This window comes from Streptomyces sp. NPDC058620, assembly GCF_042717135.1.
Taxonomy (GTDB): Bacteria; Actinomycetota; Actinomycetes; order Streptomycetales; family Streptomycetaceae; genus Streptomyces.
Genome location: NZ_JBHXQO010000002.1, coordinates 183247 through 200116 on the forward strand (window position 1 = coordinate 183247; position 16870 = coordinate 200116).

Annotated in this window: 13 protein-coding genes; 6 read left to right on the forward strand and 7 right to left on the reverse strand. The window is 70.8% G+C overall.

The window, feature by feature from the left end; translation table 11 throughout:
- Positions 1–205: 205 nt before the first annotated feature.
- Both ACFWSK_RS03275 and ACFWSK_RS03280 read left to right on the forward strand, forming a co-directional pair.
- Complete coding sequence (locus ACFWSK_RS03275; RefSeq protein ID WP_383781256.1) at positions 206–3418, forward strand: sacsin N-terminal ATP-binding-like domain-containing protein; 3213 nt, start codon at positions 206–208, stop codon at positions 3416–3418.
- 150 nt (positions 3419–3568) lie between these two features.
- Positions 3569–4426 (forward strand): DUF5707 domain-containing protein, encoded by an 858-nt coding sequence (locus ACFWSK_RS03280; RefSeq protein WP_383781259.1) that lies wholly within the window; start codon positions 3569–3571, stop codon positions 4424–4426.
- A 13-nt stretch (positions 4427–4439) separates the two neighbouring features.
- On the opposite strand, the gene ACFWSK_RS03285 is transcribed toward ACFWSK_RS03280, so the two are convergent.
- Positions 4440–6851 (reverse strand): HAD-IC family P-type ATPase, encoded by a 2412-nt coding sequence (locus tag ACFWSK_RS03285; protein WP_383781262.1) that lies wholly within the window; start codon positions 6849–6851, stop codon positions 4440–4442.
- A 30-nt stretch (positions 6852–6881) separates the two neighbouring features.
- A complete protein-coding gene (locus ACFWSK_RS03290) occupies positions 6882–7157 on the reverse strand; it encodes a DUF2530 domain-containing protein (RefSeq protein ID WP_383781264.1) in 276 nt (91 codons plus the stop codon).
- A 200-nt stretch (positions 7158–7357) separates the two neighbouring features.
- Here ACFWSK_RS03290 and ACFWSK_RS03295 point away from each other — a divergent pair, with 200 nt between their 5' ends.
- Complete coding sequence (locus ACFWSK_RS03295) at positions 7358–8812, forward strand: NCS2 family permease (RefSeq protein ID WP_383781267.1); 1455 nt, start codon at positions 7358–7360, stop codon at positions 8810–8812.
- Between the two features lie 22 nt (positions 8813–8834).
- Here the strand turns inward: ACFWSK_RS03295 and ACFWSK_RS03300 are convergent, their stop codons facing one another.
- A complete protein-coding gene (locus ACFWSK_RS03300; protein WP_383781270.1) occupies positions 8835–9068 on the reverse strand; it encodes a hypothetical protein in 234 nt (77 codons plus the stop codon).
- 134 nt (positions 9069–9202) lie between these two features.
- Here ACFWSK_RS03300 and ACFWSK_RS03305 point away from each other — a divergent pair, with 134 nt between their 5' ends.
- From ACFWSK_RS03305 to thpR, 3 genes are all read left to right on the forward strand, one after another.
- Positions 9203–9643 (forward strand): MarR family winged helix-turn-helix transcriptional regulator, encoded by a 441-nt coding sequence (locus ACFWSK_RS03305; protein WP_383781273.1) that lies wholly within the window; start codon positions 9203–9205, stop codon positions 9641–9643.
- A 90-nt stretch (positions 9644–9733) separates the two neighbouring features.
- Positions 9734–11068: an MFS transporter gene (locus ACFWSK_RS03310; RefSeq protein ID WP_383781275.1), complete on the forward strand. Its 1335-nt coding sequence runs from the start codon at positions 9734–9736 to the stop codon at positions 11066–11068.
- A gap of 89 nt (positions 11069–11157) precedes the next feature.
- Positions 11158–11721, forward strand: a complete 564-nt coding sequence (gene thpR / locus ACFWSK_RS03315; RefSeq protein WP_383781277.1) for an RNA 2',3'-cyclic phosphodiesterase — start codon at positions 11158–11160, stop codon at positions 11719–11721.
- A 143-nt stretch (positions 11722–11864) separates the two neighbouring features.
- Here thpR and ACFWSK_RS03320 read toward each other — a convergent pair whose 3' ends face one another.
- The 4 genes from ACFWSK_RS03320 to ACFWSK_RS03335 form a co-directional block, all read right to left on the reverse strand.
- A complete protein-coding gene (locus ACFWSK_RS03320) occupies positions 11865–12860 on the reverse strand; it encodes an aldo/keto reductase (RefSeq protein WP_383781280.1) in 996 nt (331 codons plus the stop codon).
- A 69-nt stretch (positions 12861–12929) separates the two neighbouring features.
- Positions 12930–13898, reverse strand: a complete 969-nt coding sequence (gene pip, locus ACFWSK_RS03325) for a prolyl aminopeptidase (RefSeq protein WP_383781283.1) — start codon at positions 13896–13898, stop codon at positions 12930–12932.
- 3 nt (positions 13899–13901) lie between these two features.
- On the reverse strand, positions 13902–15875 hold the full coding sequence (locus ACFWSK_RS03330; RefSeq protein WP_383781285.1) for a serine/threonine-protein kinase: 1974 nt from the start codon (positions 15873–15875) through the stop codon (positions 13902–13904).
- 154 nt (positions 15876–16029) lie between these two features.
- A complete protein-coding gene (locus ACFWSK_RS03335; RefSeq protein ID WP_383781287.1) occupies positions 16030–16812 on the reverse strand; it encodes an SDR family oxidoreductase in 783 nt (260 codons plus the stop codon).
- Positions 16813–16870 lie beyond the last annotated feature (58 nt).

Below are 16870 nucleotides of genomic sequence, written 5' to 3' on the forward strand. Positions count from 1 at the left end.
TCCGGCGCTTGAGGACGCAACGTGGGCGTCAGCACGGCGGGCCGGGGTAGGCGGGTACATCAAGCCCGTCCGGCGCTTGAGGACATCCGGTCAACCGGGCACGCGCTCCGCGCCGCTCGCGACGGGCTCGCGGTACCTTCGGGCGCACACTGGCGTCATGGGTACACCGGGTACCCGCAGCACAGAGCGGAGTCAGAGCGTGGGCATGAATGCGACCGAGGGCGCCGATCCGTTCGGAACGGCACGGCTGCGGCGCGGGGTGCTCGATGCCTGGGGCGCGGGCCCTGCCCGGTTCCGCGAGGACGCCAACGCCGAGGAGGACCTCGCGCTCGGCGGCTACCGTGACCGCCTCGTCGTCGAGCTGGCGCAGAACGCCGCCGACGCCGCCGCCCGCGCGGGCGTGCCCGGCCGGCTCCGTCTGACCCTGCACCCCGCCGCCACCGGCACCGGCGCGCAGGAGACCCCCGCCGTCCTCGCCGCAGCCAACACCGGTGCCCCGCTCGACGCGACCGGAGTCGAGTCGCTGAGCACCCTGCGCGCCTCCGCGAAACGGGAAGGGCACGAGTCCGCCGTCGGCCGGTTCGGCGTCGGATTCGCCGCCGTGCTCGCCGTCAGCGACGAGCCCGCCGTCATCGGCCGCCACGGCGGCGTCCGCTGGTCCCTCCCCGAGGCGCGCGAACTCGCCCGCCAGGCCGCCGTGGGGAGCCCCGGCCTCGGCGACGAGCTGCGCCGCCGCGACGGCCACGTACCGCTGCTCCGGCTCCCGCTGCCCGCCGAGGGCACCGCACCCGACGGGTACGACACGGTCGTCGTCCTCCCGCTGCGCGACGGCGGCGCCGAGTACCTCGTCGACCGGCTCCTCGCCGCCGTCGACGACGCCCTGCTCCTCACGCTCCCCGGTCTCGAAGAGATCGTCATCGAAACCCCGGAGGGCGTACGGACGTTGCGCCGCTCCCGGCACGGCGCGTACACGCACATCGACGACTCCGAGCGCGGCCTCAACCGCTGGCGCACCGTCTCCGCCCACGGCCGCGTCGAGCCCGGCCTGCTGGCCGACCGGCCCGTCGAGGAACGACTGCGTCCGCACTGGTCGGTCACCTGGGCCGTCCCCGTGGACGCGGAAGGTGCGCCGCAGGCCCCGCGTACCGCCGCCGTCGTCCACGCGCCGACGCCCACCGACGAACCCCTCGGCGTGCCCGCCCTGCTCATCGCCTCGCTGCCGCTCGACACGGCCCGCCGCCACCCCGCCCCCGGACCGCTCACCGACTACCTGGTGCAGCGCGCGGCCGACGCGTACGCGGAGCTGCTCGCCGAGTGGCAGCCCGTGTCCACCGCCACGATCGCCCTCGTTCCCGGGCCGCTCGGCAAGGGCGAGCTGGACGGCGCGCTGCGCGGCGCGATCCTGGAGCGGCTGCCCCGCGTCGCGTTCCTGGCGCCCGCCGCGCCCCACGACCCGTCCGTCGAACCCGACCAGTGGGACAGCTGGGAGGCCCCCGGCGACGCCGGACCCGGCCGGACCACCACCGCGCTGCGGCCCGTCGAGGCCGAGGTCGTGGAGGGGGTCGGCGCGCAGACCGTTCAGGTCCTCGCCGAGGTGCTGCCCTGCCTGCTGCCCGCGGGACTTGAGCGCCGCACCGAACTGCGCAGCCTGGGGGTCGCCCGGGTCCCGCTGACCGAGGCCATCGACCGCCTCGCCGGACTCGAACGGGATCCGGAGTGGTGGCGGCGGCTCTACGACAGCCTGGCCGGTATCGACCCCGACCGGCTCTCCGGACTGCCCGTGCCGCTCGCAGGCGATCCCGAGGCATCGGACCAGGAGAAGCCCCGCACGACGATCGGCCCCCGCCAGGTCCTCCTGCCGCTGCCGGACGCCCTCACCGGGCCCGTCCTCGCCCGGCTGGCGCGCCTCGGGCTGAAGGTCGCCCACCCGGACGCCGCCCATCCGCTCCTGGAGAAGCTGGGCGCCCTGCCCGCCACGCCGCGCGCCGTCCTGACGACCCCGCAGGTGCGGGCCGCCGTCGCCGGTTCGCTGGACGCGGGCGAGGTGTGGGACGAGGACGCGCTGGACGGCGACGAACTCGCGGAGACCGTCCTCACGCTCGTACGCGACGCGGAGCTCGCACCCGGCGACGAACCCTGGCTGGGCGCACTCGCCCTCCCCGACGAGGACGGCGAACCCGCGCCCGCCGGTGAACTCGTCCTGCCCGGAAGCCCGTTCGCCGAGATCATGCGGGAGGGCGAACTCGCCCTCTGTGACCAGGAACTGGCCGACCGCTGGGGCGAGCAGCCGCTCACCGCCTGTGGGGTGCTGGCCACGTTCGCCCTCGTACGGACCACCGACGTGGTCCTGGACCCGGACGAACTGGAGCCGCGCGACAGCGACTTCGCCGAGCCGGACGACGCCGGGCTGCTCGATGCCGTCGACGTGTGGTGCGAGGACGTGCTCGACCAGCTCCCGGACACCCCGGTGCCGCCGGTCGCCACCGAACTCGTCGCCGTCCGCGACCTGGACCTCGTCGACGACGACGCCTGGCCGCAGGCCCTCGCCATGCTCGCCAGGCCCCCGCTGCGCGACGCCCTGACCCAGCCGGTACGGGTGCTGCTCCCCGACGGCACGACCCGGTCCGTGCGCCCGTACACCGCCTGGTGGCTGCGGGACCACCCCGTGCTCGACGGCCGGCGCCCCGCGGGCCTGCGGGCGGCGGGCGGTGACCCACGGCTGGACGGGCTCTACGACTCCGTCGACGCGACCGGTTTCGACGACGCCCAGGTGCTGCGCGCGCTCGGTGTACGGACCTCCCTGGACGCCCTCCTCGACGAACCGGGCGGCGCGGCCGAGCTGCTGGGCCGGCTGGCGGACGAGGAGCGTCCCGTCCGCCCCGTACAGCTGCACGCGCTCTACACCGCGCTCGCCGAACTCGACCCGGACCAGGTCACGTTGCCGGAGGAGCTGCGGGCCGTCGTCGACGACGAGGTGCGGGTCGTCGACGCGGCGGACGCCGTGATCGCCGACGCGCCCGACGTGCTGCCGCTGACCGCGGGGCTGCCGCTGCTTCCCGTGGCTCCGGCGCGCGCGGCCGACCTCGCGGAGCTGCTCCAGGTGCGGCGGCTCGGCGAGACGGTCGAGGCCGAGGTGACGAGCGAGGGCGAGGAGCACCGCGTACCGGACTCGGTGCGGATTCTGCTCGGCGCCGGGACACCGGACACGTACATCGAACACGGGGAGCTGTGCGCGGGCGGTGTCGAGCTGGACTGGCGCCGCACCCCGGACGGGGTGGTGCACGCCGCCACGCTGGAGGGGGTCGCGGCGGGGCTGGCCTGGGCGGCCGGGCAGTGGCCGCGCCGCTTCGAGGTGGCGGCGCTGCTGGAGGACCCGTCCCGGACGGAGGAGCTGGCGCGGGACCGCTGGTTCGACTGAGGCGTGTGATCTTCACGCCAAGTACATCAGTCGTACAACCTTTCGGTGCGGTGATCCGTCTGGTCTATCGAGTCACCAGACTCATAGGCCACACGGGCCCCGCAGGTTGAAGCCACACACCGCGGGACCCCTTTCTCCACTGGGGAACATATGCGTATTCGTGCCACCGTTGCCGCTGTCTCCGGCGCCCTGGCTCTGTCGGCCCTCGTCGTTCCGGCCGCGCAGGCCGACGACGGCCGTTCGTGGTCCAACGACCACAACCTCTCCATCCCGAAGGCCGGCGCCGAGCGCTTCGCCGGTTCGACCGCCGCCGCTGCCGCGGAAGAGCTCCCGGTCCTCACCAAGGCTGTCGTGAACGGCGGCAAGCCGGTCGTCGTGGGCACGAAGTCGGCGCAGACGTACAGCATGTCCGTCACGGCGTCCCACTCGACCGGCGTGTTCGACATCATCGGATACGTCTGGATCGGCGCGAGCGTCGAGGACGAGAACAGCTACGGCATCCTCATGAACGAGGAGACCGCTTCCTGCACGGCGGTCAGCGCGACCGCCTCGACGTGCAAGATGACCGTCACCTTCGACCCGGCCGAGCTGAAAAACTCGGACGCGGGCACCTGGAAGGTGGGCGCCTTCGCGGTGTCCAATGACGGGCAGATCGGCGAGAAGGACTACATCTCCAAGACCTACCTCCAGCGCTTCTCGAAGCTGACCGCCAACGCCGGCCCGGAGCCCGTCGTGAAGGGCAAGGCCGTCACGGTCACCGGCAAGCTGACGCGCGCCAACTGGGACACCGGCACCTACCTGGGCTACACCAACCAGCCCGTGAAGCTCCAGTTCCGCAAGGCGGGCACCTCGACCTACACGACGGTCAAGACCGTCACGTCGAGCTCCACCGGCACGCTGAAGACCTCGGCCACGGCGTCGGCGGACGGCTACTGGCGCTACTCATTCGCGGGTACGTCCACCACCCCGGCCGTCTCGGCCGCCGGTGACTACCTCGACGTGCGCTAACCAGCACCAGGCACTAAGCGGGAAAGCGGCGGCTGACCAGTCGCCAGGCGAATTCCAGGGCAGCCGCCGCCACCGCCGCGATCCCCACCGCGATCCAGGGCATGGGCGCACCCACCAGCTTCAGGGCGAAGAAGTCCTGGAGCCACGGGACGACCAGCACGATCAGGAACGCCAGCCCCATCGCCGCGACCAGGCAGACCCGCCACAGGGTGTACGGGCGGGCGATGATGGCCAGGACCCACATCGAGACGAGGAACAGCGTGAGTGTGGCCGCGCTCGTCTCGGCGCTCAGGGCGCCCGTCCCCGCGTAGTAGTGCCGCGCCACCAGGTACGTGGTGAAGGTGGCCGCCGCCGCGATGACGCCGGACGGAATCGCGTACCGCATCACCCTGCGTACGAAGTTCGGCCGGGCCCGCTCCTTGTTCGGGGCGAGGGCCAGGAAGAACGCGGGCACGCCGATCGTGAGCGTGGACAGCAGCGTCAGGTGCCTCGGCAGGAACGGGTACTCCACCTGGAAGCAGACGACCAGGACCGCCAGCAGCACCGAGTAGACGGTCTTCGTCAGGAACAGCGTGGCGACGCGGGTGATGTTGCCGATGACCCGGCGGCCCTCTGCCACGACGGACGGCAGCGTCGCGAAGCTGTTGTTCAGCAGCACGATCTGGGCCACGGCACGTGTCGCCTCCGAGCCCGAGCCCATCGAGACGCCGATGTCCGCGTCCTTCAGCGCGAGCACGTCGTTGACGCCGTCGCCCGTCATCGCGACCGTGTGGCCGCGCGACTGGAGGGCGGCGACCATGTCCCGCTTCTGCTGCGGGGTGACCCGCCCGAAGACCGCGTTCTGCTCCATGGCCGTCGCCATGTCGTCGCGGTCGGTGGGCAGCCGGCGGGCGTCCATGGTGTGTTCGGCGCCCGCCAGGCCGAGCTTCTGGGCGACCGCGCCCACCGAGACGGCGTTGTCGCCGGAGATGACCTTCACGGCCACGTTCTGATCGGCGAAGTAGGCGAGGGTGTCGCGGGCGTCCGGGCGCAGCCGCTGCTCCAGCACCACGAGCGCGGTCGGCTCGGCCCCCTCGACGACGTCGGGGGCGTCCAGTCGACCGTCCGCCCGCGCGAGGAGCAGCACCCGCAGCCCCTGCTCGTTGAGGTGCTCGATCTCGGTGAGCGTCGGGTCCTGGCCGGACAGCAGCACGTCGGGGGCGCCGAGCAGCCAGGTCGAGGCCCGCCCGCCGCCCTCGTCGAACGCGGCGCCGCTGTACTTGCGGGCCGAGGAGAACGGCAGCGTCCCGGTGGACTGCCACCCGCCGCCCTCCGGGTAGGTGTCGATGATCGCCTGGAGGCTGGCGTTGGGCCGGGGGTCGGACGCACCGAGCGCACCGAGCACCTGCTGGACGTACGCCTCGTCGGAGCCGTTGAGAGGCCGGGTCTCCGTGACGTCCATGCCGCCCTCGGTGAGCGTGCCGGTCTTGTCCAGGCACACCACGTCGACCCGGGCGAGGCCCTCGATGGCGGGGAGCTCCTGGACGAGGCACTGCTTGCGTCCCAGGCGCACGACCCCGATCGCGAAGGCGACGGAGGTGAGCAGGACCAGGCCCTCGGGGATCATCGGGACGATCCCGCCTACGGTCCGGGCCACCGAGTCCTTGAAGTTGTTGTCCTTGACGACGAGCTGGCTGATGATCAGGCCGATCGAGGTCGGCACCATCATCCAGGTGACGTACTTGAGGATGGTGGAGATACCGCTGCGCAGCTCGGAGCGGACGAGGGTGAAGCGGGACGCCTCCTCGGCGAGCTGGGCCGCGTACGCCTCGCGGCCGACCTTGGTGGCGGTGAACGCGCCGCCGCCCGCCACGACGAAGCTCCCGGACATCACCTGGTCGCCGGGCTGCTTGAGGACGGGGTCGGCCTCGCCGGTGAGCAGCGACTCGTCGACCTCCAGGCTGTCTGCCTCGGCGACGGTGCCGTCCACGACGACCTTGTCGCCCGGACCGAGCTCGATGACGTCCCCCAGGACGATCGACGAGGTGGGGAGCTCGGCCGCGGTCCCGTCGCGCCGCACGGTGGGTTTCGCCTCACCGATGACCGCGAGACCGTCGAGGGTCTTCTTGGCGCGCCACTCCTGGACGATGCCGATCCCGGTGTTCGCGATGATCACGAAGCCGAAGAGGCTGTCCTGGATCGGCGCGACGAACAGCATGATCACCCAGAGCACGCCGATGATCAGGTTGAAGCGGGTGAAGACGTTCGCGCGGACGATCTCGGTGACGGAGCGCGAGGAGCGCACCGGTACGTCGTTGACCTCGCCCCGCGCGATCCGCTCGGCGACCTCGGCCGTCGTCAGACCGCCGGCGCGCCGGTCCGACGCGGGTGGCCGCATCGGGTGTACGGGGTCGAGTTCCGAGCCGGCGTCGATCCGCTGCGTCATGGTTCCGACCGTAAGGGCGGAACGCTCGGTTCACCCCTCGGAGGTGTCGCTCGACACATCCCCGGCCGCCGCGCGCTTGAGTGCGGCGTCGCGGCCCCGTACGTACCAGATGCCGATCAGCCCGAGGCCGGCACCGGCCAGCGGGGTCCAGATCCACCAGGTGTGTCCGCGGTCGTCGAACCAGCCGTAGAAGGGCAGCTGTACGAGGAAGAGGACGAACCAGAGGATCGTGCCGCCCGTGATGGTGGCGACGACGGGGCCCTCCAGGGGCTCGGGCGCCTCGTGTTTCGGTGTCCACTTCTCCATGGCCTCAGTGTATGGGGCCCCTGCGCCGGGGCTCCCGGGCCAGTCGGCCCATGGGTCTACGCGCGGAGATAGCGATCTTCGACTTATATATTCATACTGAATCTGCTTAGGGCTGTCTCGAATTATTCGTCAGATCGTCCAAGAGTGACCGACTTTCTTCCCCTTTCCGTGCCTTCCCCTACGTACGACTGAGGTCATCCATGTCCCCCTCGGCCACCGCTCAGGTCGATCCCGAGCAGCCGCCGGCTCCGCAGTCGCAGGGCAGCCTGGACCGGTTCTTCAAGATTTCCGAGCGGGGGTCGTCGGTCGCCCGTGAGGTCCGTGGCGGATTCGCCACCTTCTTCGCGATGGCGTACATCATCGTGCTGAACCCGATCATTCTCGGCAGCGCGAAGGACATGTACGGCAACCAGCTCGACAACGGTCAGCTGGTCACCGCCACCGTGCTGACCGCCGCGTTCTCCACGCTCCTGATGGGCGTCATCGGCAACGTGCCGATCGCGCTCGCCGCCGGTCTCGGCGTCAACACCGTCGTGGCCCTCCAGCTCGCCCCCCGGATGAGCTGGCCGGACGCCATGGGCATGGTCGTCCTCGCGGGCATCGTCGTGATGCTCCTGGTCGCGACCGGACTGCGGGAGCGCGTGATGAACGCGGTACCGAAGTCGCTCCGCAAGGGCATCGCGATCGGTATCGGCCTCTTCATCATGCTGATCGGTCTGGTCGACTCGGGCTTCGTCTCCCGCATCCCGGACCTCGCCCACACCACCGTGCCGCTCCAGCTCGGCAGCGACGGCCACCTCAACGGCTGGCCGGTCCTGGTCTTCGTCCTCGGTTCGCTGCTGACCCTCGCGCTGATCGTGCGCAAGGTGCCGGGCGCGATCCTGATCTCCATCGTGGCCATGACGGTCGTCGCGCTGGTCATCGACGCCCTCGCTGACCTGCCGGGCCAGGCGTGGGGGCTCACCGTCCCCGAGTGGCCGGGCAACCCGGTCGCCTCGCCCGACTTCGGGCTGATCGGCGAGGTCAGCCTCTTCGGCGGCTTCGAGAAGGTCGGCTACCTCACCGGCGCGCTGTTCGTCTTCACGGTGCTGCTGTCCTGCTTCTTCGACGCGATGGGCACCATCCTGGGTGTCGGCGACGAGGCGGAGCTGATGGACAAGGACGGCAACTTCCCCGGCATCAACAAGGTGCTCTTCGTCGACGGCATCGCGGTCGCCGCGGGCGGTGCGAGCTCCTCCTCGGCGTCCACCTGCTTCGTGGAGTCCACGGCGGGCGTCGGTGAGGGAGCCCGCACCGGGCTGTCCAGCGTCGTGACCGGTCTGCTGTTCTCGGTGGCGCTGTTCCTGACGCCGCTGGCGACGATGGTCCCGTCGCAGGCGGCGACGCCCGCGCTGCTCGCGGTCGGATTCATGATCCTGGCGGGCTCGGTACGGGACATCGACTGGAGCGACTACACGCTCGCGATCCCGGCGTTCCTCGCCATGATGATGATGCCGTTCACGTACTCGATCACCAACGGCATCGGTATCGGCTTCATCGCCTTCTGTGTGCTGCGTCTCGCGGCCGGACGGGGCCGTGAGGTCCCGGTGGCCATGTACGCGGTGTCGGCGGTCTTCGTCTTCTACTACGCGATGCCGGCGCTCGGCCTCACGTAACCGGCACTTCCTCGTCGCACCCCTACGGGGCGGATCTCCGCTGCGTGACCCGGTCGCCCGGGTCCACGTGGCACGGGTCCGCCCCGTAGAACTTTTCCGTCTCGTCGACGGCCGCCTTGAAGCGTTCGTCGAAGTCGTCGCGGACGAGCGTCCGGACCACGTAGTCCTGGACGCTCATTCCCCGTCTGGCGGCGTGCTGCCGGAGCCGGTCGAGCAGCTCACCGTCCATCCGCAGGCTGAGCACTGTCGATCCCATGGGAAGCAGGGTTACGGCCCCGGGGCACCTTTCGCGTCACTTTCCGGAACCGGCTCACTCGTATGGGTGATCAGTTCCTTGTTTGCGTACCGCCAAGTGGTCTTTAGGGTAGGTAATGAGTTACGCTAACGAACATGCCTGACCTGATCCACGACGGCGAGAGTGCCGCCGCCGTGAGCTCCCTTCGCTCCGCCGTGATGCTGTTGAGCCGACGTCTGAAGCACCAGCGCGTCGACGAGTCGCTGAGCCCCACCGAGATGTCGGTGCTCGGCACTCTCGCCCGCTGCGGTTCCGCCACCCCTGGTGAGCTGGCCCGCAAGGAGCACGTACAGCCCCCGTCGATGACCCGCATCGTCGCGTTGCTGGAAGCCAAGGGACTGGTCAGGCTGGAGCCGCACCCCGACGACCGTCGGCAGAAGATGGTCAGCCAGACCGAGCAGGCCGAAGCCATGCTCGAAGAGAGCCGCGCCAAGCGGAACGTCTGGCTCACCCATCTCGTCGAGGGCCTGGACGAGGACGAGTGGGCGGCGCTGCGGGACGCAGCGCCCGTACTGGAGAAGCTCGCTCACCTGTGACCCACGGGCGCCACCGGACCACCGCCGGAGCGCCCGTCGTCACGTCCCCGTCACGCAGTACGCCGTCTACGCCCGAGGAGGCGAACCCTTTTGAGTACGGGATCCGGAGCAGACTCCGCCCCCGCACCGACTTCCACCCACGAGAGCAAGACCGGCGGGACCTTCTCGTCGCTGAAGATCCGTAACTACCGCCTGTTCGCCACGGGCGCCGTGATCTCCAACACCGGTACCTGGATGTCCCGCATCACGCAGGACTGGCTCGTCCTGAGCCTCACCGGGTCCGCGACCGCCGTCGGCATCACGACGGCGCTGCAGTTCCTCCCGATGCTCCTCTTCGGTCTGTACGGCGGTGTCATAGCCGACCGCCTCCCGAAGAAGCAGATCCTGCTCGTCAGCCAGGCCATGCTCGGCCTGTGCGGCCTCGCGCTGGCCGCCCTCACACTCTCGGGCGCCGTCGAGGTCTGGCACGTCTATCTGATCGCCTTCCTGCTCGGCATGGTCACCGTGGTCGACAACCCGGCCCGCCAGTCGTTCGTCTCCGAGATGGTCGGCCCCGCGCAGCTGCGCAACGCGGTCAGTCTCAACTCCGCGAACTTCCAGTCCGCCCGGCTGATCGGCCCCGCCGTCGCGGGTGTCCTGATCACGACGGTCGGCAGCGGCTGGGCCTTCGTGTTCAACGGGCTCTCGTTCCTCGCCCCGCTCGTCTGCCTGCTGATGATGCGGGCGAGCGAGATGCACGCCTCGGTGACGGTGCCCCGTGCCAAGGGTCAGCTGAGGGAGGGCCTGCGCTACGTCTCGGGCCGCCCGGAGCTGATCTGGCCGATCGTCCTGGTCGGCTTCGTCGGCACGTTCGGCTTCAACTTCCCGATCTGGCTGACGGCCTTCGCGGACGAGATCTTCCACGGCGGCGCCGGGATGTACTCGTTCTTCAACATCCTGATGGCGCTGGGCTCCCTCGCCGGAGCGCTCCTCGCCGCCCGCCGCCGCTCCACACGGCTGCGGATGCTGGTGGTCGCGGGCAGCGCGTTCGGTCTCCTGCTGATCACCGCGTCCCTGTCCCCGTCCGTCTGGATGTTCTCGCTGCTGCTGGTCCCGATCGGCATGCTCGGCCTGACGACCAACATCACCGCGAACACGAGCGTCCAGATGGCCGCCGATCCGGAGATGCGCGGCCGGGTGATGAGCCTCTACATGATGGTGTTCGCCGGGGGTACGCCGGTGGGCGCCCCGATCGTCGGCTGGATCAGCGACGCCTACGGTGTCCGGACGGGCATGGCGGCCGGCGGCGTGTTCTCGCTGCTCGCCGCCCTGGGTGTGGGCCTCGCCCTGGCCCGTGTCGGCGGCCTGCGCCTGAAGGTCGACCTGCGCCCGGGCCACCCGCACGTACGGTTCGTCCCGCGCGAGCAGCTGGCGACAGCGGCGTGACCACCCGGAACCGCCCTCTTCCCGTCCGGGAGGAGGGCGGTTCCGCGTATGCGGGGAACGGGGCGCGCCGCGGCTGCCAGACTCCGCGCATGAGACTGTTCGCCGCCGTCCTGCCGCCCGCCGAGGCCGTCGAGGAGCTGCACCGGGCCGTCGCCCCGGTCCGGGCCCTCCCCGGGGCCCTCACCCTTCGCTGGACCGCCCGGGAGAGCTGGCACTACACGCTCGCCTTCCTCGGCGAGGTGGACGAGGAGCTGCTGCCCGAGCTGTACCGGCGGATGGAGCGCGCCGCCCACCGCACCGACCCCTTCCCGCTGCGCGTCCACGGGGCCGGACGGTTCGACGGGCGGGCGCTGTGGGCCGGGGCCGCGGGCGGGCTCGACACCCTGCGGCTGCTGGCCGAGCGCGCCGACGCGGCGGCCCGGAGGTCCGGGGTGCCGATGGAGGAGCACCGCCGCTACACCGCGCACCTGACGCTCGCCCGCAGCCGGGTTTCGGTCGACCTGACCCCGTACACCGCCGCGCTCGACGGCTTCGAGGGGATGCGCTGGGAGGCGGACGAGCTGAGCCTCGTCCGCAGCCGGCTGCCCGTGGACGGGGTGCCGGGGGAGCAGCCGCGCTACGAGGTCGTGCGGGCCTGGCCACTGGGACGCTGAGCGGTGCGGTTACGCTCGACGGGTGGACCCGAAGACCAGAAACCGCATCATGGCCGCCGTGCTCGTGCTCATGTTCCTCGTCGTGGCCGTGGCGGCCGCCGTCGGAGGATGACGACGGCCGCCACGGCTGCCGGCTGATCCGGCTACCAGGCGAAGTTCTCCGGGGACGGCCCCGGGCCCGGGAAGATCTCTTCCAGTGAGGCCAGCACCTCGTCCGGAAGCTCCAGCTCGACCGCGCGCAGTGCGGAGTCGAGCTGCTCCTGTGTGCGCGGGCCGCTGATCGGCCCGGTGACGCCCGGCCGCGTCAGCAGCCAGGCCAGACCCACCTCGCCGGGCTCGAGGCCGTGCTTGTCCAGCAGATCCTCGTACGCCTGGATCTGCGCCCGCACCTTCGGATCGGCCAGCGCCTCACCCGAGCGGCCCGAGGTGGACCGGGCGCCGCCGCCCTCGCGCTCCTTGCGGATCGCGCCGCCGAGGAGCCCGCCGTGCAGCGGCGACCACGGGATGACACCGAGGCCGTACTCCTGCGCGGCCGGGATGACCTCCATCTCGGCACCGCGCTGCATCAGGTTGTAGATGCACTGCTCGCTGACCAGACCGTACGAACCGATCCGCCTGGCCGTCTCGTTCGCCTGGGCGATTCCCCACCCTGGGAAGTTGGACGAGCCCGCGTACAGGATCTTGCCCTGCTGGATCAGTACGTCGATGGCCTGCCAGATCTCCTCGACCGGGGTCGACCGGTCGATGTGGTGGAACTGGTAGAGGTCGATGTGGTCCGTCTGGAGCCGCTTGAGGCTGGCCTCCACGGACCGGCGGATGTTGAGCGCGGAGAGCTTGTCGTGGTTCGGCCAGGCGTCCCCGTCGGCGGCCATGTTGCCGTAGACCTTGGTGGCGAGGACGACCTTGTCGCGGCGGTCACCGCCCTCGGCGAACCAGGTACCGAGGATCTCTTCGGTGCGCCCCTTGTTCTCCCCCCACCCGTAGACGTTCGCGGTGTCGAAGAAGTTGACCCCTGCCTCCAGGGCGGAGTCCATGATCGCGTGACTGTCGGACTCGTTGGTCTGCGGTCCGAAGTTCATCGTCCCGAGGACGAGCCTGCTGACCTTGAGTCCCGTGCGTCCGAGCTGCGTGTACTTCATGACCCCCAAGCCAACGCCTTCGAGCGCGCTCGAAGCAAGAGGCGGTGGTGGCACGTTGACCGGTTACGCCTATCGCGCGAACCGGTCCAGCGCCGACAGCACCGCCCGGCTGGTCGCCGCTCCGCCCAGGTGGCCCGCGTCGTCGATGACCGTCAGTTCGGCGTCCGGCCATGCCCTGGCCAGTTCCCAGGCCGTGATCAGGGGGCTGCCCAGGTCGAAACGGCCGTGGATCAGGACGCCGGGGATGCCGGCCAGGCGGCCCGCCTCGCGGATCAGCCGGCCCTCCTCCAGCCAGGCGCCGTGCGAGAAGTAGTGGGAGCAGATCCGGACGAGCGCCGTCTGCGCGTGGCCCGGGCGGCCGCTGTACGGGGGAGGGCCCGTGTACGTCTCCTGGGACAGCACCGCGTCCTCCCAGGCGCACCAGTCGGCCGTCGCCCTCGCCCGTACGTCCGGGTCGGGGCTCTCCATCCTGCGCGCGTACGCGGCGACGAGATCGCCGGGGCCGGCGGCCTCCGGTACGCCCGCCCGGAACAGGTCCCACGCCTCCGGGAATAGGGCACCCACGCCCCGGTACAGCCAGTCGATCTCGCTGCGGCGGGTCGTCGTCACCGCCGGGATCACGATCTCCGAGACGCGTTCCGGATGCTGCTCGGCGTACGCCAGGATCAGCGTGGAGCCCCAGGAACCCCCGTACAGAAGCCATGCATCGATCCCGAGGTGGATGCGCAGGCGCTCCATGTCGTCGATCAGATGGCCGGTGGTGTTGAAGCTCATGTCGGCGGCCGGGTCGCTCGCGTGCGGGGTGGAGCGGCCGCAGTTGCGCTGGTCGAAGAGGACGACCCGGTACCGCTCCGGGTCGAAGTACTGCCGCGGCCGGGGGGAGCACCCCGAGCCCGGGCCGCCGTGGACGACGAGCGCGGGCTTTCCGGCGGGGTTGCCGCAGACCTCCCAGTGGACGAGGTTGCCGTCGCCGACGTCGAGCATGCCCTGGTCGTACGGCTCGATGGGCGGGTACTTCTCGTCCGGCTCGCGGTCCATGGATCAGTAGCCCTTGCACTCGGTCAGGTCCGGCAGGCCGGGCGGGTTCTCGCGGCCCGTGAGCGGTGAGAGGTTCTTCCGGTACAGGTCCTGCCAGACCTGGCCGGCCAGGATGTCCTTCAGGGAGGTGCAGACCTCGCCCTTCAGGAGCGGCGACTTGGGGCGCATGCCCACGCCGTACCCCTCGGCACCCCCGACGTTCTCCAACTGGCGCACCTTGCCCGGGTTGTCCTTCACGTACCCGGCGAGGATCACGTCGTCCGTGGCCACCGCGTAGACGTCCGACGACTTGTCCAGGAGCTTGTCCAAACAGTCCTGGTAGGTGTTGGGCGGCGACTTCACCAGCTTGAACCCGGCTTTGGGCAGCCACGACTCGTACGTGGAGTCCCGGGCGGTGCACACCTCGACCTTCAGCGTCTCGAGGTCGCTGGTGTCGTTGATCTCGTATCTGCTCGAATTCTCCCGCACCAGGAATCCCCGGCTCGCCTCGTAGTACGGGCCCGCGAAGTCGACGCTGTATCCCGTGGGCGGCGCGGTCTTACGCTCGGGGGTGATGCTGTACGAGGCGATGACGAGGTCCACGAGTTTGACCTTCAGAGCGGTGCTCCGGTAGTCGGTGGCGACGGTCGTGAAGTCGACCTCGTCGCGCGCGTACCCCATGCGCTCGGCGATCTCGTAGGCCAGGTCGATGTCGTAACCCGCGTACGTGCGCGTCTTCTCGTCGAACTTGCTCAGCCCCGGCTGGTCGTCCTTGACGCCGATCTTCAGGAGGGGGTGGGTGTCCTTCCACCGCTCCTTCGTGCTGCCCTGGCCCGTTCCGGCCCGCTCGCCGCCCTTCTCGTCCGGTTCCTCGCCGGACAGCGTGAACCAGCCCGCACCGGCCAGCAGCACGACGCCCAGCGCCAGGGCCCCCGCCTTGAGCGGGGCTGAGCGGGGTGAGCGGGGCGAGCGGGTCGGGTGGGGCTCGTGGACGGGCTCCGGCTCCGGCTCCGGTACGGGGGCGGGCGTGGTGACCCCCGTCGTCGGCCGCGGGTCGAGGACCTGCTGAAGCATCGCCTCGGCCGCGGACGCGCTCAGGCGCCGCTGCGGGTCCCGGGCCAGCAGGCCCTCGATGACGGGTGCCAGCGGACCGGCGTACTGGAAGGGCGGCACCGGCGACGTATCGATGGCCACCTGCACTTCCCACTGGTTCAGGCCGCGGAAGGGCGTGTGGCCCTCGACCATCTCGTACAGCGTGACGCCCAGTGCCCACAGGTCAGAGGCGGGCGTGGCCGTACGGGACGCGGGTGCCGAGGAGTCGAAGAGCTCGGGCGCCAGATACTCCGGGGTGCCGATGACCGCCCCCGCCTGTGTGACGGCCAGAGCGCCGTCGAACGTGGCGATGCCGAAGTCCACCAGGATGGCCTGCCCACCGTCGCCGACGACCACGTTGTGCGGCTTCACGTCCCGGTGGACGACGTCCGCCGCGTGCACCGCACGCAGGCCCTGGAGGATCTGGAGGGCGATGCGTGCCGCCCTCGGCACGGTGAGCGTCTCCTCGCTCCGCAGCAGGTCCGCCAGGCTCCTGGCGTCGAGCAGCTTCATCACGATCCACACCTGGCGGTCGGTCTCCACCTGGTCGTGGACCGTCACCACGTTCTGGTGCTCGATCTTGGCGATGGCCTGCGCCTCGCGGCGGGCCCGCGCCATCGCCTCGGCCTGCGAGGTGCCGGTCATGGCAGTCCGGTCGAGGAGTCCCTTGAGGGCGACGAAACGGCGGAGCTTCGTGTCCAGGGCCCTCCAGACCTCACCCATCCCGCCGTGGCCGATCGGCGTCAGCAGCTCGTAGCGGTCGTTGATCACCATGCCCGGCGCGGGAGGACCCGTGTGCCGAGCCGTCTCGGGCGGCGCCTGCCCCGGCCTGGCGTCGGCCCAGCCGTCGGAACCGCTGGCGGAACCGTCGTCCGCACCGCCGCCGGGCATGTCTTCCTCGGGCATACGACCCCCCTGTGCACTCCGTGGATCACGCCACACTAGACGTTTGTCCAAACCGGCAGGCCCTACGACGACTTGCGATTCGGCAACGACCCGAACGGCCCTGGCGTTCCGCGGAGTTCCTCGGACCGCCCGCTCGCCGGACGCCTCGGCATCCCTACGGCGCGGAACCGCCGTTGCTCTTCAGCAACTGGCCGTTGACCCACTGGCCCTGCGGCGAGCACAGGAAGTCCACGAGGTGGGCGGTGTCCTGGGGAGTGCCGAGGCGACCGAGCGGCGTGGACGCGCGACAGGCTTCCCGGACCTCATCCGACATCCACCCGGTGTCCACCGGGCCGGGGTTGATGACGTTGGCGGTGACCCCGAGATGGGCGAGCTCGTGGGCGGCGGCCAGAGTGATCCGGTCCAGTGCGCCCTTGCTCGCCCCGTACGGGAGGTTGCCGACGGTGTGGTCACTGGTGAGCGCGACGATCCGGCCGGTCACGCTCCCGGTGCCGGTGCTGGCGCGGAAGCGGAGCCCGTACTCGCGGATCAGCAGCCAGGTGGCGCGGGCGTTGACGGCGAAGTGGCGGTCGAAGCTCTCGACGGTGGTGTCCAGCAGCCCCGAATCGACGGATTCGGCGTGACTGAGGACGAGGGCGGTGACCGGTCCGAGACGGCGCTCCGCCTCGTCGAAGATCCTGGACGGGGCGTCGGGGTCCGAGAGATCCGCCTCGATGGCGGTGGACCGCGCCCCGGACTTGGCCAGCGCGCCGGACACGGCTTCCGGGGCGCCCTCTTCGAGGCCCCACGCCATGCGCTTGTCGTAGGGCGTCCAGTAGGTGAAGGCGATGTCCCAGCCCGAGGCGGCCAGCCGCTGCGCGATCCCGGCCCCGATGCCGACGGTACGTCCCACGCCGGTGATCAGAGCGACGGGGCGAGGAGGTTCGGTGGTAGTCACGGCAAGCGATCATCCGGGAGGGCGCGGGGCACGGCAACCGCTTTCGGGTGCTCCCGGC

Coding starts and splice junctions, on each gene's coding strand:
- ACFWSK_RS03275 (WP_383781256.1), top strand. CDS start 206: ATGAATGCGACCGAGGGCGCCGATCCGTTCGGAACGGCACGGCTGCGG.
- ACFWSK_RS03280 (WP_383781259.1), top strand. CDS start 3,569: ATGCGTATTCGTGCCACCGTTGCCGCTGTCTCCGGCGCCCTGGCTCTG.
- ACFWSK_RS03285 (WP_383781262.1), bottom strand. CDS start 6,851: ATGACGCAGCGGATCGACGCCGGCTCGGAACTCGACCCCGTACACCCG.
- ACFWSK_RS03290 (WP_383781264.1), bottom strand. CDS start 7,157: ATGGAGAAGTGGACACCGAAACACGAGGCGCCCGAGCCCCTGGAGGGC.
- ACFWSK_RS03295 (WP_383781267.1), top strand. CDS start 7,358: ATGTCCCCCTCGGCCACCGCTCAGGTCGATCCCGAGCAGCCGCCGGCT.
- ACFWSK_RS03300 (WP_383781270.1), bottom strand. CDS start 9,068: ATGGGATCGACAGTGCTCAGCCTGCGGATGGACGGTGAGCTGCTCGAC.
- ACFWSK_RS03305 (WP_383781273.1), top strand. CDS start 9,203: ATGCCTGACCTGATCCACGACGGCGAGAGTGCCGCCGCCGTGAGCTCC.
- thpR (WP_383781277.1), top strand. CDS start 11,158: ATGAGACTGTTCGCCGCCGTCCTGCCGCCCGCCGAGGCCGTCGAGGAG.
- ACFWSK_RS03320 (WP_383781280.1), bottom strand. CDS start 12,860: ATGAAGTACACGCAGCTCGGACGCACGGGACTCAAGGTCAGCAGGCTC.
- pip (WP_383781283.1), bottom strand. CDS start 13,898: ATGGACCGCGAGCCGGACGAGAAGTACCCGCCCATCGAGCCGTACGAC.
- ACFWSK_RS03330 (WP_383781285.1), bottom strand. CDS start 15,875: ATGCCCGAGGAAGACATGCCCGGCGGCGGTGCGGACGACGGTTCCGCC.